This is a genomic window from Streptomyces sp. NPDC056231, from assembly GCF_048270745.1.
Taxonomy (GTDB): Bacteria; Actinomycetota; Actinomycetes; order Streptomycetales; family Streptomycetaceae; genus Streptomyces.
Genome location: NZ_JBLVKW010000065.1, coordinates 25,044 through 47,323 on the forward strand (window position 1 = coordinate 25,044; position 22,280 = coordinate 47,323).

Annotated in this window: 17 protein-coding genes; 6 read left to right on the forward strand and 11 right to left on the reverse strand. The window is 68.6% G+C overall.

Annotation, left to right across the window (positions count from 1 at the left end):
• The first annotated feature begins 6 nt into the window (after positions 1-6).
• Positions 7-843: an SDR family oxidoreductase gene (locus tag ACNPQM_RS33660; RefSeq protein ID WP_358856209.1), complete on the forward strand. Its 837-nt coding sequence runs from the start codon at positions 7-9 to the stop codon at positions 841-843.
• A 467-nt stretch (positions 844-1,310) separates the two neighbouring features.
• Here the strand turns inward: ACNPQM_RS33660 and ACNPQM_RS33665 are convergent, their stop codons facing one another.
• Both ACNPQM_RS33665 and ACNPQM_RS33670 read right to left on the reverse strand, forming a co-directional pair.
• Positions 1,311-2,246, reverse strand: a complete 936-nt coding sequence (locus ACNPQM_RS33665) for an aldo/keto reductase (RefSeq protein WP_418086937.1) — start codon at positions 2,244-2,246, stop codon at positions 1,311-1,313.
• Positions 2,243-4,141: a hypothetical protein gene (locus tag ACNPQM_RS33670; protein ID WP_418086938.1), complete on the reverse strand. Its 1,899-nt coding sequence runs from the start codon at positions 4,139-4,141 to the stop codon at positions 2,243-2,245. Before ACNPQM_RS33670 ends, ACNPQM_RS33665 begins: the two co-directional genes overlap by 4 nt.
• Before the next feature lie 161 nt (positions 4,142-4,302).
• Between ACNPQM_RS33670 and ACNPQM_RS33675 the strand changes: the two genes are divergently transcribed.
• The 3 genes from ACNPQM_RS33675 (at position 4,303) to ACNPQM_RS33685 (ending at position 7,046) form a co-directional block, all read left to right on the forward strand.
• Positions 4,303-5,124, forward strand: a complete 822-nt coding sequence (locus tag ACNPQM_RS33675; protein ID WP_418086939.1) for an amidohydrolase family protein — start codon at positions 4,303-4,305, stop codon at positions 5,122-5,124.
• Between the two features lie 96 nt (positions 5,125-5,220).
• Positions 5,221-6,207 carry an acetylxylan esterase gene (locus ACNPQM_RS33680; RefSeq protein WP_418086940.1) on the forward strand — a complete coding sequence of 329 codons (987 nt, stop codon included), beginning with the start codon at positions 5,221-5,223 and terminating at the stop codon, positions 6,205-6,207.
• 107 nt (positions 6,208-6,314) lie between these two features.
• The gene (locus tag ACNPQM_RS33685) at positions 6,315-7,046 is read left to right on the forward strand and encodes a GntR family transcriptional regulator (RefSeq protein WP_358856204.1); all 732 of its coding nucleotides are present in this window, start codon (positions 6,315-6,317) and stop codon (positions 7,044-7,046) included.
• Positions 7,047-7,116: 70 nt separating this feature from the next.
• On the opposite strand, the gene ACNPQM_RS33690 is transcribed toward ACNPQM_RS33685, so the two are convergent.
• From ACNPQM_RS33690 to ACNPQM_RS33710, 5 genes are all read right to left on the reverse strand, one after another.
• Positions 7,117-9,033, reverse strand: coding sequence for a right-handed parallel beta-helix repeat-containing protein (locus tag ACNPQM_RS33690; RefSeq protein ID WP_418086941.1), 1,917 nt, complete (start codon positions 9,031-9,033; stop codon positions 7,117-7,119).
• A gap of 116 nt (positions 9,034-9,149) precedes the next feature.
• The gene (locus ACNPQM_RS33695) at positions 9,150-10,064 is read right to left on the reverse strand and encodes a carbohydrate ABC transporter permease (protein ID WP_418086942.1); all 915 of its coding nucleotides are present in this window, start codon (positions 10,062-10,064) and stop codon (positions 9,150-9,152) included.
• Between the two features lie 6 nt (positions 10,065-10,070).
• The gene (locus tag ACNPQM_RS33700) at positions 10,071-11,024 is read right to left on the reverse strand and encodes a carbohydrate ABC transporter permease (RefSeq protein ID WP_418086943.1); all 954 of its coding nucleotides are present in this window, start codon (positions 11,022-11,024) and stop codon (positions 10,071-10,073) included.
• Positions 11,003-12,250 carry an ABC transporter substrate-binding protein gene (locus ACNPQM_RS33705; protein WP_418086944.1) on the reverse strand — a complete coding sequence of 416 codons (1,248 nt, stop codon included), beginning with the start codon at positions 12,248-12,250 and terminating at the stop codon, positions 11,003-11,005. Before ACNPQM_RS33705 ends, ACNPQM_RS33700 begins: the two co-directional genes overlap by 22 nt.
• 371 nt (positions 12,251-12,621) lie before the next feature.
• Entirely contained in the window at positions 12,622-13,881 is a 1,260-nt protein-coding gene (locus tag ACNPQM_RS33710) for an alpha-L-fucosidase (RefSeq protein WP_418086945.1), read from the reverse strand.
• Between the two features lie 109 nt (positions 13,882-13,990).
• Between ACNPQM_RS33710 and ACNPQM_RS33715 the strand changes: the two genes are divergently transcribed.
• On the forward strand, positions 13,991-14,800 hold the full coding sequence (locus tag ACNPQM_RS33715) for a ribonuclease activity regulator RraA (protein WP_418086946.1): 810 nt from the start codon (positions 13,991-13,993) through the stop codon (positions 14,798-14,800).
• Positions 14,801-14,866: 66 nt separating this feature from the next.
• Here ACNPQM_RS33715 and ACNPQM_RS33720 read toward each other — a convergent pair whose 3' ends face one another.
• The 4 genes from ACNPQM_RS33720 to ACNPQM_RS33735 all read right to left on the reverse strand — a co-directional run bounded on the left by ACNPQM_RS33720 (position 14,867) and on the right by ACNPQM_RS33735 (position 19,540).
• Entirely contained in the window at positions 14,867-16,171 is a 1,305-nt protein-coding gene (locus ACNPQM_RS33720; protein WP_418086947.1) for a BNR-4 repeat-containing protein, read from the reverse strand.
• 155 nt (positions 16,172-16,326) lie between these two features.
• Positions 16,327-17,628 (reverse strand): sugar ABC transporter substrate-binding protein, encoded by a 1,302-nt coding sequence (locus ACNPQM_RS33725; RefSeq protein ID WP_418086948.1) that lies wholly within the window; start codon positions 17,626-17,628, stop codon positions 16,327-16,329.
• 65 nt (positions 17,629-17,693) lie between these two features.
• A complete protein-coding gene (locus tag ACNPQM_RS33730) occupies positions 17,694-18,614 on the reverse strand; it encodes a carbohydrate ABC transporter permease (protein WP_358856195.1) in 921 nt (306 codons plus the stop codon).
• On the reverse strand, positions 18,614-19,540 hold the full coding sequence (locus tag ACNPQM_RS33735; protein ID WP_418086949.1) for a carbohydrate ABC transporter permease: 927 nt from the start codon (positions 19,538-19,540) through the stop codon (positions 18,614-18,616). The genes ACNPQM_RS33730 and ACNPQM_RS33735 overlap by 1 nt, the downstream gene beginning before the upstream one ends.
• 343 nt (positions 19,541-19,883) lie before the next feature.
• Between ACNPQM_RS33735 and ACNPQM_RS33740 the strand changes: the two genes are divergently transcribed.
• On the forward strand, positions 19,884-22,172 hold the full coding sequence (locus ACNPQM_RS33740; protein WP_418086950.1) for an FAD-dependent oxidoreductase: 2,289 nt from the start codon (positions 19,884-19,886) through the stop codon (positions 22,170-22,172).
• The last annotated feature ends 108 nt before the right edge of the window (positions 22,173-22,280 follow it).

Consider the following 22,280-nt stretch of genomic DNA (forward strand, 5'->3'; position numbering starts at 1 on the left):
GCGACCATGAGCACGAGGGACGCGAACGTCCGAAATGCCGGGGCCGGGGCTCCGGCCGACGCAGCGGCAGCCACCGGTGCGGCCGAACCGGCCGACGCAGCGCTGTCCGGTTGCGCGGCGCTGGTGACCGGCGCCTCCAGCGGCATCGGGGCGGCCACCGCCCTGGCACTGGCCCGGCAGGGCGCGGCCCTCGCGCTGGTCGCCCGTCGAGCCGACCGGCTGGAGGAACTCGCCACCGTGATCCGCGACCGGGGCGGCACGTGCGTCGCCCTCACCGCCGACCTCAGCGAGGCGGCACAGGCCCGTCGCGCCGTCGAGGACGCCGCGGACCGGTTCGCACGGCTGGACGTGCTGGTGAACAACGCCGGATACGTGGCGATCGGCGCCGTGGAGGAAGGCGACCCCGAGGAATGGGACCGGATGGTCGACCTCAATCTCAAGGCCGTCCTGCACATGTCGCAGGCAGCGCTGCCGCACCTGCTGCGCGCGGCCACTGACGGCCCGCGCCGGGTCGCCGACCTGGTGAACGTCAGCTCGCTCGCGGGCCGGGTGGCCCGTAAGAACAACAGCGTCTATTCGGCGACGAAACACGCGGTCGGAGCGTTCAGCGAGGCCCTGCGCCAGGAGGTCGCGGGGCGCGGTGTCCGGGTGGGCCTCGTCGAGCCGGGGATGACCACGACGGAGATGTCGACCGGCGCCGGGTTCGCGGCCGCGCGTGGTCTGCCGCAGAGCACATGGCTCGACGCCGAGGACATCGCCCGGGCCATCGCCTTCATGGTCACTCAGCCGCCGCACGCGGCGGTCAACGAGATCATGGTGCGCCCGACGGCCCAGGAACACTGAGCCCTGGGATCCGACGACCTCGCCGATGTCCGGGGAGCGGCCCGTGGCGGGGCCGCCGCTCGTTCCCGCCAGGTCCTGCCGTCTGACTGCCGTCATCGCACGGGGGCTGCTGAAGGACGGGCGTCGCGATGACCACTGGAACTCGAGCCGACGGGGGGGACATCTGGTTGTGCAGGAGTGCCCATGTCGTCGCCGCCCCGTTGTCATACCGGCCCGGTACCGTGAAGGCATCACATTCGCGCCTATGGCTGGGCGCAGCTACCGAGCCGCCCCGCCCCCGGAACAGCGCCTGGGAGCGGGGCGGACGCACGTCAGTCCTCGGTCATTGTGCGCGAGCGGCTCGAACACTTCCGCCGCGAACGCCTCCGACTCACCACGCACCACAGCAATCTCGTCCGGAGTCACGCACTCCCAACGCCACACCGGACCCTGAGGGCACGCACCACCACGGCCGACCTGACCTGGCCCTACCAGGCGGGCACCAACTCCGGCGGTACGAAGCCCGCTTCGGCCAGCCGCCGCCACAGTGCATCCGGGACGGGGAGACGCGACGCCGCCGCGTTCGCTGTGACCTCGGCGGCCGACCGGCAGCCGACGACCACCGACCCGACGGCCGGATGCAGGGACGGGAACTGGATTGCTGCCGCGGCGAGCGGCACTCCGTACTCCGCACACAGTTCCCGGCATCGCCGCGCGCGGGCCAGGGTCTGCTCTGGAACGGGACGGTAGTTGAACATTGCGCCGGGGGATGGGTCGGCGAGGAGACCGGTGTTGAAGACCCCGCCGACGACGACCGAGGTGCCGGTCTTCGCGCACAGCGGCAACAGCGTCCCGAGCGCGTCGTGGTCCAGAAGTGAGAGCCGGCCCGCGATGAGGACGACGTCCACCTCGAACTCCGCCACGTACGCGGCGAGCGGCGCACTGTGGTTCATGCCGAACCCGATCGCCCGTACCAGTCCTTCGTCCCGCAGTCGGCGCAGCGTTGGGTAGGCCGTGCGCCGGACCTCCTCCGGGAAGTCGTCCGCGTCGTGCAGATAGAGAACGTCGACCGACGACCGGCCCAGGCGGTCCAGGCTCGACTCCAGGGACGTGCGGATGCCGGACTCCGTCCAGTCCGTGACGACCTCGCCGGGTGAGCCGTCGGGCCGTGGCCGCAGCAGCCAGCCCGTCTTCGTGGAGATCAGCGGCGCCGTGACGCCCGCCGGTGCCAGAAGGCGGCCGAGCCTGTCCTCGGCCTGACCGTGCCCGTAGCGCGGTGCCGTGTCGAAGTACGTGATCCCCTCGCGGGCCGCGGCCTCCAGCGTGGCCGCCGCGTCCGCCTCGGTCACCTCCTCGAACAGGCCGCCCAGCGGTGCGGTTCCGAGGCCCAGGCGGGGCATTTCGAAGGGCAGTCGGCCGGTCATCGCGACACCTCCCAGACCGGGGCGTCGCAGGTGGGCCGGCCGCCGCGCAGGGTCATCGTCAAGGTCAGCCGCACCTGTGTGCCTCCGGACAGTTCCACGCGGCAGTACGGGCCGCCCACGTCCTGTACGGGACCGTCGTCGACCTGCGCGGTGTGCACCACGTGTTCGGCGAACGAGCCCGCCTGCACCACCAGCGAGCGCGCGGAGCCACCGAGGTTGACCAGTTCCACGACGGTGCGGTCGGGACGGATGTCGGAGACGAGCGCCGCGACATCCGCGGGAAGTCCCGGCCGCTGCCCGGCGGCGTCGTAGTAGCGCAGATGCATATGGGCGAGACCCCCGTTGTAGAGGACCTGAGGGGAACCGGTGGTCAGCTGCAACAGCGCCTCCGTGACGACGGGGTTGAGGTCCTGCCAGTGGTGGATGTCGAGAATGCCGGGGCCGATGGCCGGGTTCACCGGGTCGTTCTCGATGGCCTCGACGCGTTCGGCGCAGGAGTCGAGGGCGCTGCGCAGCATGCGCTCGGGGAAGCCCGGGTTTCGGCCCTGCAGGAACTCGTACCACGGCTCCTCGTGCCCGGCCTCGTCCTTGATGCGCTGGGTGTGCACCGTCGTCCAGTCCCAGTTCGAGCCCGCCCGCAGCCGCTCGATGCGCTCCTGATCCTGAGTCTCGCGGCTGAAGTGCCATAGGGAAACTGGCAGTTGGCCCGGCATCACGGTGAAGTCGAACCAGCCGGAGTCGTTGTGCCGCTGCGGGACCATCAGCGTCCGGTCGGCGCCCATCGCGCGCAGATGCGGATCCCAGCGCTCGCCCAGGGTGCCCCGGTCGTCGGCGCCGCGCTGCTCGCCCTGGCGCAGTACGGCATCGAGCGGGTTGCGGGCCAGGTCGAGGTAGGCCGCGTCGCCGGTCAGCAGGGCCGCGTTCGAGGCTCCGACGAGGGTGGCGCTGCCTACGGGGGAGAGGCCGTGCGGCCAGGACCAGCCGTAGTGTGCGCCGTACCACCGGCCGCCCAGGTACTCGCCGACCGTACCGCTCAGGCCCGCATTGTCGGGGACGACGTCGTGTCCGTCGAGCCGTTCGCGCCAAGCGCCGACGTACTCGGTCACCCAGTCCGCGTAGCGCTGCTCACCGCTGAGGAGAAAGGCGTTCGTGGCCAGTCCTGTCGCGGCCAGATTGACGATCGTGTCACCACGGCCCATCCGGTCCCACATCGCACGGCCGTAGGAGCGGGCGCGCTCGGGGTCGGCCGCGAGCCGGTCGAAGGACGTGACGTCGTCCATGGCGTCGAGCGGCAGCCCGTACGGGCGCAGGGCGAGGCTCCACGGGAAGTACGGCTCTTCGTCGCTGAATCCCGGGCGCGGCCCCGCCGATCCGTTGTGCGGTGCGCGCACGACCCGGTGTTCGGGGTCGTAGTTCGGCCCGCCGGGCAGATAGAAGTCGGCGAAACGGCGGGCCAGTTCGCGCAGTTGGGGGGCGCCGGGGTCGGCCAGGCACAGGCCGTAGAAGAGCAGCAGGCCCTCGCCCTGGTGGAACCAGTCGTAGCCGCGCTCCAACCCGCCCTGGAGCATGCCCATCTCGGTGAGCTGCGCGGACACGCCGCTCCAGTGCCGCCGTGCGGCCGCCAGGAGATCCTCGCTGCCACCGAGGATGTACAGCGTGGGCCAGTTGAAGAACGGCTCGTAGAAGTCGTCCACGCCGTCGCGGCCGTCCGGGCCCACGCCGAGCGTGTCCCGGAAGACGAGGCGGCCGTCGCCCTCGGTGTAGCGGTCGGCGAAGAGCCGCCAGGCTCTGTCCTGGTAGGCGAGCAACTCCCTCTGGAGCGTGGCCCAGCGGGGCACATCGGCGATGCTGCGGGTCGCCCGGAGCCGGGGACCGGGCACGGTGACGGCCGTCATCGACCCACCCCTTCACCCATGTTCGAGCCGCTGGTCCGTTGGTCCCTGGACATCAAGAACATCCGCCCCTCGCAATCGCCCATCGATAGACGATGGTTAGACTCACCGGCGCGAGCCGGCCTGTCAATACTCGGCAACGGCACCTCAGGAGGATCCCGACCGTGATCGACTGCCATGTGCACCTGTGGGACCCGGCGTCGGGATTCCCATGGATCCGCCCGGGAAGCGTCCATCACAGGGCGTTCCGCATCGACGACCTGGGTGCCTCGAGGCCGGATGCGGCCGTGACCGGGGCGATCCTGGTCGAGGCGTCCCGCGGCGACGCCGGCGAGACACTTGCCCTGCGCGCATGGCGGATGAGCCGTCCCGACCTTGTCGCTGGGTACGTGGGAAACCTGCACGTCCACGGCGACGGCGGCCCCCGGCGCTTCCGCGCCCTGCTGCGCGATCTGGGCGACAGCCGCCCGAACGGCATGCGCCTGGGCGGTGCGAGCTGGGCGGACACCCCGGAAGCCGCCCGCGTGCTGGTGCCCGAACTTGCGGCGGCCAGGCTGGTGTTGGAGCTCAATCTGGCCTCCGGGGCGCTGCGGGCGGCGGCCGAGACGGCCACCCGGCACCCCGGGCTCACCGTGGTCGTCGACCATCTCGGCAACCCGCCGAACCTCCGTACGGACCCGGGGGAGTGGTACCGGGACCTGGAGCGGGCCGCCTCGGTGCCGAACGTGGTCGTCAAGATCTCCGGCCTGCTCACCCAACAGCACGGCGTACCGCCCGAACGGACCGCGGAGTTGGTCAGGCACGTGGTGGGCACGCTCGGTCCCGACCGATGCCTCATCGGCTCCGACTGGCCGATCTGCCTGCCCCGCGGCAGCCGCGCCGACTCCCTGGAGCGGTCCTGCCGCGGTCTCGACCGGCTCTCGGAGGACGAGCGCGAGCGGGTCCTGCACACCAACGCCGTCCGGGTGTACGGACTGCGTGGTTGACAGTCGTCGAAGCACCCTGATTCGATTCCTTCGATGATCGATAGGCGATGAAAACTGCCCGGGCCCAACCGGCCCCGACCTCCGCGGAGATGCGACATGGCGTTGTTCGACCTGCCCCTGGAAGAGCTGGAGCGATATCGCCCGGCTCTGGACGAGCCCGACGACTTCGACGCGTTCTGGCGCGAAACCCTCAGTGAACAGGGGGACTTCGCTCCAACCGCGACGTTCGAACCGGTCCACAACGGACTTGCCACGATCGACACGTACGACGTGACGTTCGCCGGATACGGCGGACACCCCGTACGCGGCTGGCTGCAACTGCCCGTCACCCGCACCGGACCGCTGCCCTCCGTCGTGGAGTACCTGGGATACGGCAGCGGACGCGGGGCTCCGCACGAGAAGCGGCTGTGGGCGTGCGCCGGCTACGCGCACTTCGTGATGGACACCCGGGGGCAGGGCGCGGAGACACCCGACCCCGATCCGGCCTCCGGCGACATCGCCTCGCCCGGCTTCCTGACCCGCGGCGTGCTCGACCCGCGGCGCTACTTCTACCGCCGCCTGTACACCGACGCCGTACGCGCCGTCGCCGCCGTACGCACCCACCCCGCGGTCGACCCCACGCGCGTCGCGGTCACCGGCACCAGCCAAGGCGGCGGCATCGCGCTGGCCGCGGCGGGCCTGGTCCCCGACCTCGTCGCCGTCATGCCGGATGTGCCGTTCCTGTGCCACTTCCCGCGCGCCACCACGATCACCGACCAGCCGCCGTACGCCGAAGTCACGCAGTTCGTGAAGCTGCACAGGGCGCACGCGGGCACGGTCGCCCGCACAATGGCGTACTTTGACGGCGTCAGCCTGGCCCGCAGGGCGAATGCGCCGACGCTGTTCTCGGTCGGACTCATGGACCGCATCTGCCCGCCCTCGACGGGGTACGCGGCGTTCAACCACTACGGCGCCGAAGGCGGGGTGGACCAGGCCGACAAGCACATACGCGCCTATCCGTTCAATGATCACGAAGGCGGCGGCCCCACCCACGAGGTCGTGAAATTGGAATGGCTGGCCAAGCAGCTGAACAGCGCGGCCTGACATTTTTCGGGATCCTCTCCTCCTGCGCACCCACCGAGATTCCATCGATAGACGATGAGCGCGTACCATGACATAACTGGCTCGCCCCATCGCAGGATTGGGAATTCATGGCATCGAATGCGTCGGCTGGATTCGTCTCCACGCTGGCCACCAACAAGGACCGGTTCCGCAAGACCCTGATCTCCGACCAGGTCTACGAGCTGCTCCGCCAGGCCGTCGTCGACGGCGATCTCGCACCGAACGAGCGCGTGGTCGAGTCGGAGATCGCCCGGCGCCTGGGGGTGAGCCAGGCCCCGGTGCGGGAGGCGGTCAAGCGCCTGGCCCGTGAGGGCCTGCTCATGCACGTCCCGCGCCGCGGCCACTTCGTCGTCGAGATCTCCGCGCAGGACGCCGAGTACGCCCGACAGGTACGCGAACCGCTGGAGCGACTCGCCGCGCAGCTCGCCACCGAACACCTCACCGACGACTGCCTCCGCGAGCTCGACGCGCTGGTCGAGCGGATGCGGGACGCCGTTGCCGCGAATGATGTGAGCCTGTTCCGCGACGCCGACATCGAGTTCCACACCGTGGTCAACCAGATCGCGGGCAATCCGTTCCTGGCCCGGATGTGGGAGGTCATCGAGCCGAGCCTGCGGACCCTGCGGGCCATCTCCGACCCCCTCTTCGAGGGGGACTGGAGCGCCATGGCCGAGGAGCACGGCCGTCTCGTCGGACTGTTGCGGTCCGGGGACGCCGAGCTGGCGGCCGCGGCGTTCGCCGACCACGCGGCCGGTCGCGGACCGGTCCCGGACGCGCGCGAGGTGAAGAGGAAGCCGCGCAAGGCCGCAGCAAAGAAGTGAGCACCACCCCGGAGCCACAGGCCCGAGCCGGACATCCGGCTCGGGCCTTCTTGCGAGGAAGCGGTCGTGGCTAACGGCGCGCGCCCGCTGTCCACTTCGGTGCCCCGTACTGGTAGGCGCCGAGGCTCGGCGTCGCATCCGTCGAGCCGTCATTGATGCCCGGCAGCGCGATTGCCTGGTTGCGCGCAGGAGAGTCGGCGGTCAGCCGGTAGTCGTGCCCGGCCGCGTCGACGAAGAGCGGATCGGTTTCGGCGGGCAGATTGTTCGAGAGTACGAGCCCGCCGTCGGTGGCACCGGTCAGACCGCGAATGGTGCCGATGTTGTTGTAGATCTCTGTGCCGGTCGACTGCCCCGGCTCCTTGACGTAGAACAGCGTCATTCCGCCGGTGTTGTTGTACACACCGTTGTTGTGCGAGCCGGTGCCCAGACCGTTGAGCATCACCGTGCCCTCCCGGTTGCCCCAGCCCACGTTGTTCGCGATCACCAGGTCGCTCTGCCCGTTGTCGGCGTAGACACCCGAGATCCCGAACGTGGTGAGCGTCGTGGCCGGCTCCGGATCGTGCAGCACATTGTGATCGATGGACGTTTCCATCATGAAGGCGCTGCAGCAGGTGTAGATCGCGGCGACGTCGAGGCTGAGGCGGGCGTACCCCGAGATGTCGTTGTACGCGATCAGGTCCTTGCCCGGGGTGAGGCCCTCCACGGTGTTCCACTGGAGGTTGATGCCGCTGCGGCCGACCCGGCTGATCGTGTTGTGCGTGACCGTCTGGCTGTTGCCCTGTACGGCGACGCCCGCCGCGTACGTCCCCATGTAGTCGACATCGTGGATCACGTTGTTCGTGGCGGTGTTGTTCTGTCCGCGCAGCGCGATGCCGTTGCCCGCGCTCAGCGACAGATTACTGTTCACGATTTTGTTGTACGTTCCGTCGAGGACGATGCCCGTGTCGCCGACGCCGCGCGTCACCGTGCTGCCGCAGTCCGTCGCGCCGCGCGTGATGTCGGTGTAGTGCGACAGATACGTACCGTTGATCCCGTCCAGCGTCACGCCCGTGCTGGTCGGGCCCGTCTTGATGGTGGAGGCGAACAGTCCGACGCCCGTCACCGTGGTGTGGCTCGCGGCCGTCAGGTCGAAGGCCAGCGCCCGGGTCTTCGCCTCGATGGTGTGCGCGGCGGGGCTGTCCTCGCTGTAGAGGTACAGACGCTTGGCGGCCGGGTCGTAGAACCACTCGCCGGGGCGGGAGAGTTCACCGATCTTTCCGGCGAGGGCGTACCGCGTCTCCTTCGGTACGACCTTGTGCACGCACGGGGGCGCCACGTCGAGCGTCACCGAGCCGACGGCGGAACTCTTCACCGTGCCGGTCGCCGAGACGTACCAGTAGCCGGTCAGGGCCCGCGCGCCGTCCCAGTACCCGGCGGGCCGGGTCAGGGCCTCGTCCGCGATTGTCGCCTCCGCGCTCCCCGCCCCCGCGTACTGCAGCGTGGGGTCGAGCAGGTCGAGCCCCGGGTAGGGCCATTGCGCCTCGACGCCCGCCTTCTTGTCGGTGAAGACCTGCACGGTCGTCACGTCGGAGCCCAGGTCGACGGAGGTGCTGTAGACGTGCCCGGCCGCCACGGCGTCGCTGAACGCCGAGTTCTGGGCGTACGGATCACTCTTGGCGATCTCCGTGACGTCCGCGCCGGTGACGGGTGAGAAGCCGCGCACCGGCGCGGTCCCGCTCAGCATCACCTTCGCCCCTGGCGCCGCCCGGTAGGTGATCGGCAGCCCGGCGGTGCCCGACCGGGCCGGCGCGACGGTCTCGGCGTACGTACCGGACTGGATCAGACAGGTGTCTCCGGGCTCCATGACGTCGGCACATCGCTGGATGTGCTGGAATGCCCGACCCGTGGTGGTGCCCTTGTTGGCGTCCTGGCCCGACGGAGCGACGTAATAGACCGCGCCCGCCCGGGGCTTGTGCGGGTGCGCAGTGGCCGGAACGGCGGCCGCCACCACGGACAGCGAAGCGAGCAGGGCGGCTAAGGACCACGACCCCTTACCGGGGCGTGGCCACCATCTCCTCGACACTGGATGGTCCTTTCTTCTCTGGAGGGGAACGATCCGCCCGCTCATCCCTTCACCGCGCCCACCGTCAGACCGCTGATGATGTGGCGCTGCATGTAGATGAAGAAGATGATCACGGGCGCGACGGCGAGCAGAAGGTTGGGGAACACCTTCGTCAGATCGGTGGAGTACTGGCTGATGCCTGCGTAGATCGCCGTCGTCACCGTGTAGTGACCGGACGACGGGCTGAGCAGGATCTGGGGCGAGATGAAGTCGTTCCAGATCCCGATGGAGTTGAGGATCAGGACGGTGACGACCGCCGGACGCATCAGCGGGAAGATGATGGTCCAGAACGTCCGGTAGCGGCCCGCGCCGTCGATTGTCGCCGCATGGTCGATGTCCACCGGGATCGTGCGGATGAAGCCCACGAACAGGAAGATGCTGACCGGCAGCGTCGACGCCACGTCGTGCGCGACCAGGCCGGTCACGGTGTTGGCGAGACCGACCTCGCGCAGTACGTAGATCACCGGGATGATCACGGCTGCGCCGGGGATGAACGTGCCGGCCAGGAAGTACAGCAGCACCAGCTGTGTCCGCTTCTTGAGGCTGCGCGCGATCGCGTACGCCGCCGGTCCCGCCAGCGCGATGCACAGCACGTCCACGGTGACGACGAGGAACAGCGTGAAGCCGTAGCCGCCGATGACGTTGTACTGCGGATTGCTGATGGCGGCGGACATGTGCTCGAAGGTCAGACCGCTCAGGGGGATCGAGAACGGGTTGTCGAGGATGTCCTGCTGTGACTTGAAGGCGTTCACGACGAGCAGGTACACCGGCACGATCATGACGACGAACAGCAGGCCGAGGAGCACCCAACGCAGGGGCGAGCGGGACTCCCGCAGTTCCGACAGAGAGACCTCCGGGGCGGAAACCGGTGCGGTCCGCGGTCTGTCGTGGACCTTTGGTTCAGTGACGACCACCATCGGCTCCTAACCGGTCGCAGCTTGGTCCTGGCGGTTGCGCAGCGCGGTCACGACGAGGGCGAGCACGGCGGAGACGACCATCAGGAAGACCGCCTGGGCCGTTGCGTAACCGACCTTGGTGCCCTCGAAGGACCGGGCGAGAATGAGATAGGTGAAGGTCTGTGTCGAGCCGGCCGGACCGCCGCCGGTGAGGCTGACCACGATGTCGTACGCCCTCAGCAGGCCGACCAGGTTCAGTACGGTCGCCACGGTGACCACGGGCGCGATCAACGGGATCACGATGCGCAGATTGATCTGCCGCCTGCTGGCGCCGTCGATTGCCGCGGCCTCCAGGAGCTCGACCGGGACGGTCTGCAGGGCGGCCACGAACAGGACGACGTTGAAGCCGAATCCGGCCCACACGATGACACCGATCAGCGTGTACAGCGCGAACTTTTCGTCGAAGAGAAAGCCGATCGGCTCCATGCCGAACCTGGCGAGGGTGTTGTTGACCGCCCCGTTCGTGCCGAGGATCGCCGCCCACAGATAGCCGAGGATCAACGCGCTGATCACGTGCGGGAAGTAGGCGACGGCGCGGAAGAACGAGTTCGTACGCGACCGGCCCTTGAGGATCAGTGCGTACACCAGGCCCGCGCCGATCATCAGGGCGGTGCCGAGCACGGCGATCAGCGCGGTCACGTACCAGGCGTCCGTCGAACTCGGGTCGTCGAAGAGACGCTTGTAGTTCTCCCACCCGATGAGCTTCGCGGTGGAGAAGCCGTCCCAGTCCGTGAAGCTGAGGTAGATCGCCACGCCCATGGGCACGATCGTCAGCACCGTGTACAGGAGCACGGCCGGGCCCACCATGCCGAACGTGACGGCCGCCTCGCGGAAGCGGGCCCGCCTGCGGCCGGAGCCGGGGGCCGCCGGGGCGGCGACGGAGCGCCGCCCCGGCGGCGTCAGTTCTGCGAGTTCCACCACTTGTCCAATCCGCCCGCGGCATCCTTCGCGGAGGTGCCCGTGTACAGGGACTGGATCTGCTTGTTGAGCTCGTCGCTGAACCCGGCGATCGGCTGGTTCTCACCGGACTTCACGAGCACCGACGGCGTCTTGTCGAGGATCCTCTGCACCGCGGCGCCGAGGCTGGACATCGGGTAGCTGAAGCCCGTGCGCAGATTGCCGTCAGCGGCGAGCTGGCTCTTGATCGCTTCCTTGTCGGTGACCAGCCACTTCACGAATTCGATCGCCTCGGCCTTGTGGTGCGACTGGTTGACCACGGCGTAGGGGTTCGCGACGTTGCCGAACTGGCCGGACGGGTAGGCGCCGTCGGTCGGCATCGTGAAGACACCGATCGCGTCGCTCTTCTTCGCCGCGTCCGCCGCTGGCACGAAGAAGGAACCCATCATGTACATCGCTGACTTGCCGTTGAGGAAGGCCGTCTGCCCGTCGGCGTACGTCAGCCCCAGCGCGCTCTTCTCGAGGTACCCCTTGTCGATCCACTGTCCGTAGCGCTTCAGGTACGGCACATAGCCGCTGTCGGCGAAGGAGACCTTGCCGTCGTTGCGCTGCTTGATCCACCGGGGGTTCTCGGTGAGCACACCGGCGTCGGCCATCATCGAGAACTGCCCGCCCGTCACCCACTGGCCCGCGGTCTGCAGCGGCTTGTAGCCCGCGGACTTCAGACTGCTCATGGCGGCCGTGAACTGATCCAGCGTCTGGATCTTCGACGCGTCCACGCCGGCCTTCGCGAAGGCCGCCTTGTTGTAGAAGACCAGCGACTGGATCTGCTCGCCCACGCCGACCATGTACGTCTTGCCGCTGACGGCGTACTGGTCGACCAGCGGTGTGTCCTTCGTCCAGGCCTGGTCGGACAGGTCGGCGAAGAGCTTGGTCGTGTCGGGGGCCGGGATGATCTGTTGGGCGATGTCGGGCGGGTCGCCGGCGGCGAGGTCCTGAGTGAGCTTGGCGTTGGCCGAGATCGTCCCCGTCAGCTCCAGCTTCACCTTCACGCCGGGATGGCTCTTCTCGTACTTCGCGAAGAGACCTTTCCAGTACTGCTCCGTCAGGTTCGGCGAGATGTTGACGATGATGCGGAGAGTCGTACCCTCCGCGGCCCCGTCGGACCCGCTTCCCCCGCAGGCGACGGCGGATGCCATCACGAGCGGAGCCACGGCGAGTGCGGAGGCTCGGTGCCACATGGTTCTCATCGGACACGCTCCATTGCATAGTCGTGAATAATCGATAGCTGACGTGCAAGTGCAGGCGTTCGTTCGAGTTCGCGAGGAAGGGGAGGGGTGCCGCGTCCGAACGGTGCGGTCGGGTCCCGGTAGGCGCTCACAATAATCGCCTATCGATTACTGATGCTATGGGCGGCATCCCGCATGTTCAAGGGTGCTGCCGAAACCGCTTGCTCCCGTTCTCTCACTGCCCGAGCCGCGCACCCCAGCGGCAGGTCACGCGCGTCGAGCGCGTCGCCGCCGATCTGCGCGAGGAGGTCCAGGATCTCCAGGACGCGGCAGGCTCCCACCCACCAGTAGGCGACTCCCTCACGGGGCCGGGCGTTCACTCAGCGGCCCTGTCATGGATGCAACTCCTCGTTTTCCAGAAAGAGTTCGACCACCGGCAGCAGTACGTCGGGCCGTGAGGTGGGCAGGGTCAGGGTCAGGGTGCCCGGCGACTGGCTCGGCGGGGCCAGGTTGTTGTGTTCGTGGCGGGCACCGTCGACCTCGTGGAAGGCGATCTCCGAACCGTCGTGCAGCAGTTGGGCATAGCGCACCCGCCCGGCCAGGCCAGGAAGATGAAGGTGATTGAACTGCCAGGCGAGCAGGTGCAGATAAAGGCGGCGGCCGCGCTGCGTGTACAGGGCGCTCGCCGGCGGCCGGAAGGAAGAAGGTCCTGCACCGTGTACGGCGCGGGCGTGCAGGGCGCTCCACTCTCCGATGGCCCGAAGGGTGTCGCGCGCCCGCTGATCGAGCGAACCCCTTCCGGTGGGGCCGACGTTGAGGATCAGATTTCCGCCACAGGAAACGGACTGGACCAGCATGCGGACCAACTGGGACGGGTCCTTGTAGTCGTGGTTGTCGCGGTCGTAGCCCCAGGACCCGTTGAGCGTATGGCACGCCTCCCACAGCACCGGCACGCCGTCGCGCTCCAGCGGCCGGTCGGGCTGGTACTGCTCGGGTGTCACATAGTCACCGGGTACGCCCAGCCGGTCGTTCACAAGGATGCCGGGCTGCAGCTCACGGACCGTTTCGATGAGTTCTTTCGCCCCCCACTGCTCCGGCCCCATACCTGGATACGTGAAGTCGAAGAAAAGCAGGTCGACCTGTCCGTAGCCGGTGAGCAACTCACGTATCTGGCCCTGCATGTACGACCGGTAGCGCGCCAAGTCCCCCGCCTCCCGCCCGCCCTCCGAGCCGCGCAGCGGATGGTGCTCGTCGACCGGGAAGCCGGGGTGGTGCCAGTCGAGGAGTGAGTAGTAGAGGCCGACCCGCAGGCCCTCGGCGCGCATCGCCTCCGCGAACTCGGCCACGAGGTCCCGGCCGGCCGCGCGCACCGAGGTGTAATCGGTCAGCGACGAGTCGAAGAGGCAGAATCCGTCGTGGTGCTTGGCGGTGAGCACGGCATAGCGCATCCCTGCTTCCCTTGCCGCCCGTGCGAGTTCCCGCGCGTCGAAGAGGTCGGGGTCGAACCGCTCCAGGTAACGGTCGTATGCCGCCTGGGACATGGCCTCCCGGCTGCGTACCCATTCGTGCCTCGCGGCGAGGCTGTACAGGCCGAAGTGGACGAACAGTCCGAAGCGCGCGGTCTCGAACCACCCGCCGGATGCAGTGGACACGGAAGACTCCTGACGGATTGACAGCACTAATCGATAGGAGGTTATCTACCATCGATAGGTGATGATGTCACTGGCGTTGCGTGCGGGGAGCGCGCGGAGAGGCACATGAATGAACCCGAGCAGGGATCAAGGAACGTCGACGGCGGAGGAGACCCTGACCTACGAGTCGATGCGGTCTCCGGTCTACACCTCGTCCTTCCGGCGGCCGACGCGGAGGATGGTGGAGGCACTCGAGGATGTGAGCGCGGCGACCGCCTGCGCGAAGCTGCACCAGATGGGCATCACCCGGACCTTCATCGACGGGCCCGTGCCGCTGCACCAGGAACCGGACATCAAGATCACCGGAGGTGCGGTGACCTTGCAGTTCCTGCCGCAGCGCGAGGACGTCTTCAACGGTGCCGCACAGGAGGACATCGAGCGCAAGACCCCGCTGTGGGGGGTGCTGGAGTCGATCGCGCCCGGCGATGTGCTGGTGATCTCGGCGCAGGCGAGCCACTTCACCGGCTGTCTTGGCGACATGCTGGTGCGCTACTTCAAGCTGCGCGGTGGCGCCGGGATCGTTGTGGACGGGCGGGTGCGGGACGCGGCCCGGATCCGGGCCCTCGGCGTGCCGATCTGGTGTACCGGAGTCACCCCGCACTACGCCTCGCAGACGGAGCTCTTCCCCTCCGCTTTCAATGTGCCGGTGGGTGTCGGCGGCACACTGGTCATGCCGGGGGACCTGATCGTGGCCGACGAGGACGGTGCCGTGGTCGTACCGCAGGACCGTGCGGTCCCGCTGGCCGAGGACTCGCTCCTGCACCAGGACCGTGAGGCGTTCGCACGCCGCCGCCTCGACGAGGGCGGCCTGCTCTCCGACTACTACCCGCTCACCGGTGAAGGGCTGGACGAGTACCTGGCGAGCAGGCCCGCGACCTGACCGCTTGCAGGTCCTGTACGGGGACGGCTTCGTCCCCGTACAGATGGTGCGGGCGACGCACTGGCCTCAACGGAGGACGTAGTAGAGGGAGTTGTGCACGGTGTCCGGAAGATAGAGCACATCGTGACCGTCCGAGTCCCGCCGCACCGCGAGCCGGTCCGCGCTCACGCCCGGCGCGGCGGACTGCGCGGTCCAGGCCCCGTCCGCCGACTGCGTCGCGGCAAAGACCCGGTCGGTGCCCGAGGTCGTCACGTAGTAGATCCGCTTGGTGTCCGTCTCGTCCCAGGTGATGCCGAGGGCGGCTGCGGTCTGTCCGCCGGCGTACACGGTCTTGCTGACCCAGTCGCCGCCGCTCGGATAGGCGTAGTACACGCGGAAGTTGCCGCCGCTGTCGGCCGAGCGGTAGCGGTAGGCGACCTTCGGGGTGGAGCCGTCGAGGGTGAGCTTGGCGCTCTGCACCGCAGGACCGGCGTACGCGTTGTCGATGCTCCACTCCTCGCCGGTGGTCAGCTGCTGGATCACGTCGGAGGTGCCGGGCGTCACCGGGACGGTGAGCGCCGCACCCGTACTGTCGGCGAAGTCGCCGGTCGCCGGGTCGAAGCGCAGGTAGGAGAGCTGGTGGCGGAACCCGGTGGCCGGCGCCTTGGCCCACTCGTACAGCAGGTGCACACGCCCCTCGCTGTCGACCGTCAGGTCGTCGGGGTACACGGAGCGGTTCAGCGCGCCGGCGAACGTGGCAACCACGCTCCAGCGCGCCGCTGCGTTGTCCCAGCGGTAGAGCTTGCCGGGGCGCTGATCGGCGCCGGCGCCGACACGGGCGGCCAGGTACAGATCGCCGTTGGGCGCCGTGGCGACGATCGGATAGGTGATGCCCTGGCCCTGGTCGGGCAGTTCGGCCGCATGGTCGGTGACGTCCCCGCCGGGGGCCTCGGTACGAAAGTAGCGCCAGGCGTCGGCGTGCATGGAGGCGAACACATGCAGACGTCCGTTGCCGTCCCGCGCGATGGACGGCTGGTTGTGGCCGTTGTCGTCAGGGAACTCCGCCTGCGCCCCGCTCCGGTCGAGTAGCGGCAGCAGGCTCCAGACCCCGTCCGGGTCGCGCCGCGCGATGGCGGGCCGGTGCGTGGCGGCCGTCGAGCCCGGCTTGTTGAAGGCGAAGTACGTGTACTGGCCGCGTCCCTTGTACGTGGCGACCGGCGTCCACCAAGCGGCCTGGTTCGACGAGTCCATCGCGTACGGGACCTTCTCGATCACCGCCGCCGCGGCTGCTCTGCTCTGCGCGGTGTCGGCCCGGGCGGCCGGGACGGGCAGGAGCAGGGCGGCCAGGGCCGTGGCCGAGGCGGTGTACGTGCGTACCGTGGGACGTCGCAAGATGAGCTCCTTCGCGGGTGCGTGCGCGGGCGTGGAGGTAACGCGGACGGCAGCGGCCCGAGGGCCGGCCGGTGCGGTCGTCGTGCGGGGTACGGAGCAGGGCCAGGCGAGGGTCGGGCGCGACGTTCGCCTGGCCCGGACTGCAGCGTTCGGCCTCAGCGCTTGATGAGCGCGGCGGCCTCCTCGCCGGCCTGCTTCATCGCGTCCTTCGGCTTCGACTTGCCGACGAGGACGGCCTGCACCTGCTTGGCGACGGCCTCCTCGATCTGGGCATTCTGCGCGAACTGCCAGAACGGGCTGCCGGTCGCCGTCTTGGTGATCTTCTCGGTCCACTCCGTGGTGAAGGTGTCCTTGGCGACCTCCGGGGCGGCCAGACCCGCGGTGGTGGACGGCGGCAGTGCGCGGGCGGCGAAGTACTCGGAGGTGGTGGCCTGGTCGCTGGTGGTGTGCAGCGCGAACTCGGTGGCCGCGTCCTGCCCCTTGCCCTTCACGATCGCGATCACGCCGCCCCACAGCAGCGCCTGCGGCGTGTCCCCGGCCTTGAGCACCGGACGCTCCATCGGCTGCATGGCGTTGGCCAGCGTCTCGTCCTTGGACTGGGCGGAGGTCACGCCCTTGCCGATGATCGCGTCGTCGTAGAAGGCGGCCTTGCCCTGCCCGAACAGGGCGCGCGCGTCGAAGCGGTCCACGTCGGCGGCGATCAGCTTCTCGTCGTGCAGCTTCTTGTACCAGGTGACCGCGTCGATCGAGGCGTCGTCGCCTATCGTGACCTTCCCACCGTCGAGCAGCTTGCAGCCGAAGGTCTGCATCCACGGGAAGATGTCCTTGAGCTGCGCGACCTTGGTGGCAGCGGCATACGGTACGACACCGCCGCCGAGCCCCTTCAGCTCCCGCAGTGCGGCCTCGAACTCCTCAACGGTGGTGGGGTGCTTCTTGATCCCGGCCTTCTCCAGGAGCTGGGAGTTGGCGATCACACCGATCGATCCGGTGTTCCACGGCAGCCCGTACTGCTTGCCGTCGTACTTGCCGCTGTTCAGCGCCACGTCGGTGTAGCCGCCCTTGCCGGCCACCGATCCGAGGTCGGCCAGCTTGCCCATCTGCGCCATCGCGGCGAGCCAGGCGATGTCGAGGTGCACCGCACCCGTCGTCTCCCGGCCGCCCAGCTTGAGGGTGAGCTGGCTCAGGTACTCGTTGTACGGGTACGAGACCGCGCGGATCTTGGACTTCTCGGCCTTCTCCCATGCTGCGATGATCTTCTCGATCGAGGGCTTGGCGGCCTCCTCGTTGAGCGACCAGGAGGTGAAGTCGAAGTTCTTGGACTTCGGGTCGCCGCCGTTGGAGGTGCTGCCGGCGCCCGACGGTGCACAGGCGCCGAGCACACCGACGCCGGCCACACCGAGCGCGCCGATGCCGAACATGCGCAGCGCGCCGCGCCGACTGATGCCAGAGGTGGTCATGATCTCTCCATGGGGGAGTAGAGGGGGAGGGTAGGTACGTGAGGGCGCGGGCTGATCCCGCGGGTTCAGCTCTTGACCGAACCGGCGGTCATGCCGCCGACGAGGTAGCGCTGCAGGAACATGAAGGCGACGACCACCGGGATGGACACGATGAGCGAGGCCGCCATCAACTGGGGCCAGGCGGTCTGGAATTCGCCGATGTAGGTGGAGACGAGGCCGGGAGGCAGGGTCTGCTTCTCCTTGTCGGCCAGGGTCAGCGCGAAGATGAAGTCGTTCCAGCCGCGTACGAAGGCGAAGAGCCCGGCGGCGATCATCCCGGGCGCGGCCAGCGGCGCCACGATGGAGTGCAGCGTCCGCCACCGGGACGCGCCGTCGATGGATGCCGCCTCCAGCAGGGCGTCCGGGATGGTGTCGAAGATGCCCTTCAGCATCCAGACGCACAGCGGCATGGTGAACGTGGTGAAGGAGAGCACCAGGGCGGTGTACGTGTTGAGCATGCCGAAGCTGGAGAAGACGGTGTACAGCGTCACCAGCAGGAGCGCCTGGGGGAACATCTGGGAGGCCAGCACCAGGTGCATCAGCGACCGGCGCCCGCGATAGCGGAACTTGGAGAACGAGTAGCCCATGTACGTGGCGACGACCACGCTCAGCACGGCGGTGATCGAGGCCACGATGAGCGAGTTGATCATGTACTTGATCAGCTGGTCGTTCTCGGCGAGGGCCGTGAAGTTGCTGAGGGTGAGATCGGTGGGTATCAGCTTCGGCGGGAACTGGAAGGTCGACTCGGGGGTGCTCAGCGCGGTGGCGAGCAGCCAGTAGACCGGCAGCAGACCGAAGGCGCCGATGACGACGACCGCACTCCAGGCGGCGATCCGCGAGCGCAGCAGGTCCTTGCGTATACGGCGCCGAGCGCTGCGCCCAGCCTGCGTGGCGGACGGCCGCGGCCGGTCGACGGCAGACAGCGCGGTGGAGGTGGTGGAGGTCATCAGGCGTCGCCCTTCCGCTCGGTGATCCTGAGGTAGACGGCGACGAGGAGCAGCAGGAGCAGCATCCACAGACCGCCCAGCGCGGTGGCCCGGCCGATGTCGAAACCCTTGAAGGCCGTCTGGTACACGGCGGTCGCGAACGTCTCGGTGGTGCCGGCCGGTCCGCCGCCGGTGAGGACGTAGATGGTGTCGAAGTGCTGGAAGTTCCAGATGAACTCCAGCAGGAGCACGATCGAGGCGACACCGCGGACCTGCGGCCAGGTGACGGCGAAGAAGCGCCGGATCGAGCCCGCCCCGTCCATCGAGGCCGCCTCGTGCAGCTCCCTGGGCACGGTCTGCAGACCGGCCAGGAGCATCACCATCATCCACGGGAAGCTGGCCCAGGTCTTGGTGACGATGACGGCGAGCATCGCGGTGCCGGGCCGGCCGAGCCAGGCGACGGACTCGTCGATGATTCCGGTCTCCATGAGGATGCCGTTGAGCACCCCGTAGTTTGCGTTGAAGATCCACATCCAGAGGAAGGAGACCACCACGCCCGGGATCACCCAGGGGAACAGGAACAAGCCGCGCAGGAAGCCGCTGCCCTTGAGGCCGGTGTTCAGCGCGAGCGCGAGCGCGAAGCCGAGCGCGAAGGGGACGAGCGTCGCGCCGACGGTGAAGATCAGCGTCTGCTTGAGGATCGTGAGGAAGTCGCCGTCCAGCCAGTATGTGAAGTTGTCCAGGCCGACGAACTCCCGGCCCGGCAGCCGCAGATCCTGCTTGAAGAAGCCGGTGAACAGCGCCGACAGCAGCGGGTAGACGATGATCGCCGCGAACAGGGCGAGTCCGGGTGCGGTCAGCAGCAGGGCGAACGCACCGTTGGAGAGCCGTCGGCCGGTCCGCTGACGGGGCGGGGGCGCCTTCTGGGGAGGTGCGGCCGTACTCATGGGTGTGTCCTCTCAAACGGGGCGGGAGCGCCGGGGCCCTGTGTGAACGCCATCCATGCTCCAGTGAATACAAGTTGCAGCATGCGGGATCGTTCTCCATATCGTGCGATGGCGTCAACCCTTTTGGTCGGTGAATCGCCGGTTCTGTGCAGGGCCGGCGAACTCGCCCCACCTGCTCGGAACTTCTACTTCGGCTCGCGACAGCCAGGTTGGTGGCCGCAACCGGAACTTACAACGAATCCCACTGCATGAACAGTAGTTGCACAATATGGATGTGATGTACGTTCAAGGCCGCTCCGCTGCGGCGGGGAGTATCCGAGCTTCACACCAAGGAGGCCGCACCGTGCGGGAAGAAGAGGTCCATTACGACATCGCTGTGATCGGCGGCGGATTGGCGGGGACCTGCGCGGCCATCGCCGCGGCCCGGCTCGGCCGACGCGTCGCCCTGGTCAACAACCGGCCCGTCCTGGGCGGCAACGCCAGCAGCGAGATCCGCGTCTGGGTCTGCGGCGCCACCGCACACGGCGTACACCGCTGGGCCCGCGAGACCGGAATCATGGGCGAGCTGTACACCGAGAACCAGTACCGCAACCCCGAGGGCAACCCCTACTACTGGGACCAGGTCGTCCTCGACGCCGTCCGTGCCGAACCGAACATCGACCTCTACCTCAACACCGACGTACGCGAGGTCGACGCGAGCGGCCCCGACGACAGTCGCGAGGTGCACTCCTGTACCGGCTGGATGGTGGGCTCGGAGCGCCGCATCACCTTCCATGCACGCCAGTTCCTCGACTGCACCGGTGACGGCCTGCTCGGCCACCTCGTCGGCGCCCGCTACCGGATAGGCCGCGAGGCGCAGACCGAGTTCGACGAGCCCTGGGCGCCGGCCGAGGCGGACCAGGCGCTGCTCGGCTCGACGATCCTCTTCCAGACCAGGGACACGGGTCGGCCGGCGAAGTTCGTACCCCCCGCCTACGCCAAGGACCTGTCGACCACGCCCATCCTGCGCAACCGCGTCCTGCGCACCGGGGACAACGGCTGCGACTACTGGTGGATCGAGTGGGGCGGCGAACTCGACACCGTCCACGACAACGAGCGCATCCGCGACGAGCTCCAGGCCGTGATCATGGGCGTCTGGGACCACATCAAGAACTCCGGCCAGTTCCCCGACGCGGCGAACCTCACCCTGGAATGGGTCGGCAGTCTCCCCGGCAAGCGCGAGTACCGCCGCTTCCTCGGCGACTACGTCCTCACTCAGCAGGACATCCTTCAACAGCGCCAGTTCGCCGACCGGATCGCCTTCGGCGGCTGGTCCGTCGACCTCCACCCCGTACAGGGCATGTACGCCGACGAGCCCGGCGCCCGCCAGCGATACGCGGACGGCATCTTCCACATCCCGCTGCGCTCCTTGTACTCGGCGAACGTCACGAACCTGCACTTCGCCGGGCGCAACATCTCCGCCACACACATCGCCTTCGGGGCCACCCGCGTCATGGCCACCTGCGCGACACTGGGCGAGGCCGCGGGCACCGCCGCGGCCCTGTGCGTCGCCGAGGGCCTCACGCCGCGCGAACTCGCCACCAAACGACCGGAACTGGTACGTCACACCCTGCTGCGCCAGGACGCCTCCGTGATCGGCGTCGCCGACGACGACCCCGACAACCTGGCGCGCACGGCCCGGGTCACCGCCTCCTCCCACCTGACCCGTCTGGCCGCCGAACCCACACCGGCCGCGCCCGGCACCCCGTACCCCCTCACCCGCGACCTGGCCCTCCTGCTTCCGGTCGACCCTGCACTCGACACGGTCGACCTCCTCGTCCACGGCGCCCCGAACGGCCGGTCCCGCGAACTCACCGTGGAACTGTGGAGCACGGGCCACCCCGAGAACGCGGTCCCCGCCGACCACCTCCTCACGACCACTGTCACCGTCCCGTCCGAAGGCCCCCACTGGGTCACGGCCCGCCTCGACCACTACCCCGACACCCCCCAGAACGCGATCCTCATCGTCCGGGCCTGCGCGGACACGGCCCTGATCCTCCTCCCCGAACGCACCGACGGTGTCCTCGCCCTGCGCAGGAAGGCCGAGGGGGACGCGGCCGTCGACCACGACATCCCGGAAGAAGAAGGACAACTGGTCCTGGAATGGCAGGCCCGCGGCCTGCGGCGCCAGACCTTCGCCTTTCGGGCGGCCCCCGACACCACGGCATTCCACCCCGAACGGGCCGTAGGCGGATACCAACGTCCCTACGGCGGCCCGCACATGTGGTCCTCCGCGCCGGAGGGCGCCGCTGAGTGGCTCCGTCTCGACTGGCACAACGAGCAGGAACTCACCGAAACGCGCCTGGTGTTCGACGACGACGTCGACGAATACCTCAACAACCTGCACCGCCACCGCACCCCGTACGAGGTCATGCCTGAACTCGTACGCGACTACCGCATCCAGAGCCGCGACGCCGCCGGTACCTGGCACACACTCCTGAAGGTGACGGACAACCGGCGCCGCCACCGTGTACACGAGCTGAAGGCCGCGGACGGCAGCCCCGTACGCACCGACGCACTACGGCTCGTGGTCGACGCGACGCACGGGGCACGACACGCGCACGTGATCGCCTTCAAGGCGTACGGCGCATAGCCACATGGCGAAGGGGTCCGGTGGAGGCTGATCAGCCTCCACCGGACCGGGGTGTTATAAACCAAAACCAGCCCCCCAGTCGGGGTGTCATAGGGGATGGGGTGGTGT

Bases quoted from the DNA above. Each gene is read 5' to 3' on its own strand.
- ACNPQM_RS33680 (WP_418086940.1), top strand. From the start codon at position 5,221: ATGGCGTTGTTCGACCTGCCCCTGGAAGAGCTGGAGCGATATCGCCCG.
- ACNPQM_RS33660 (WP_358856209.1), top strand. From the start codon at position 7: ATGAGCACGAGGGACGCGAACGTCCGAAATGCCGGGGCCGGGGCTCCG.
- ACNPQM_RS33665 (WP_418086937.1), bottom strand. From the start codon at position 2,246: ATGACCGGCCGACTGCCCTTCGAAATGCCCCGCCTGGGCCTCGGAACC.
- ACNPQM_RS33730 (WP_358856195.1), bottom strand. From the start codon at position 18,614: ATGACCTCCACCACCTCCACCGCGCTGTCTGCCGTCGACCGGCCGCGG.
- ACNPQM_RS33685 (WP_358856204.1), top strand. From the start codon at position 6,315: ATGGCATCGAATGCGTCGGCTGGATTCGTCTCCACGCTGGCCACCAAC.
- ACNPQM_RS33705 (WP_418086944.1), bottom strand. From the start codon at position 12,250: ATGAGAACCATGTGGCACCGAGCCTCCGCACTCGCCGTGGCTCCGCTC.
- ACNPQM_RS33695 (WP_418086942.1), bottom strand. From the start codon at position 10,064: ATGGTGGTCGTCACTGAACCAAAGGTCCACGACAGACCGCGGACCGCA.
- ACNPQM_RS33735 (WP_418086949.1), bottom strand. From the start codon at position 19,540: ATGAGTACGGCCGCACCTCCCCAGAAGGCGCCCCCGCCCCGTCAGCGG.
- ACNPQM_RS33715 (WP_418086946.1), top strand. From the start codon at position 13,991: ATGAACCCGAGCAGGGATCAAGGAACGTCGACGGCGGAGGAGACCCTG.
- ACNPQM_RS33725 (WP_418086948.1), bottom strand. From the start codon at position 17,628: ATGACCACCTCTGGCATCAGTCGGCGCGGCGCGCTGCGCATGTTCGGC.
- ACNPQM_RS33670 (WP_418086938.1), bottom strand. From the start codon at position 4,141: ATGACGGCCGTCACCGTGCCCGGTCCCCGGCTCCGGGCGACCCGCAGC.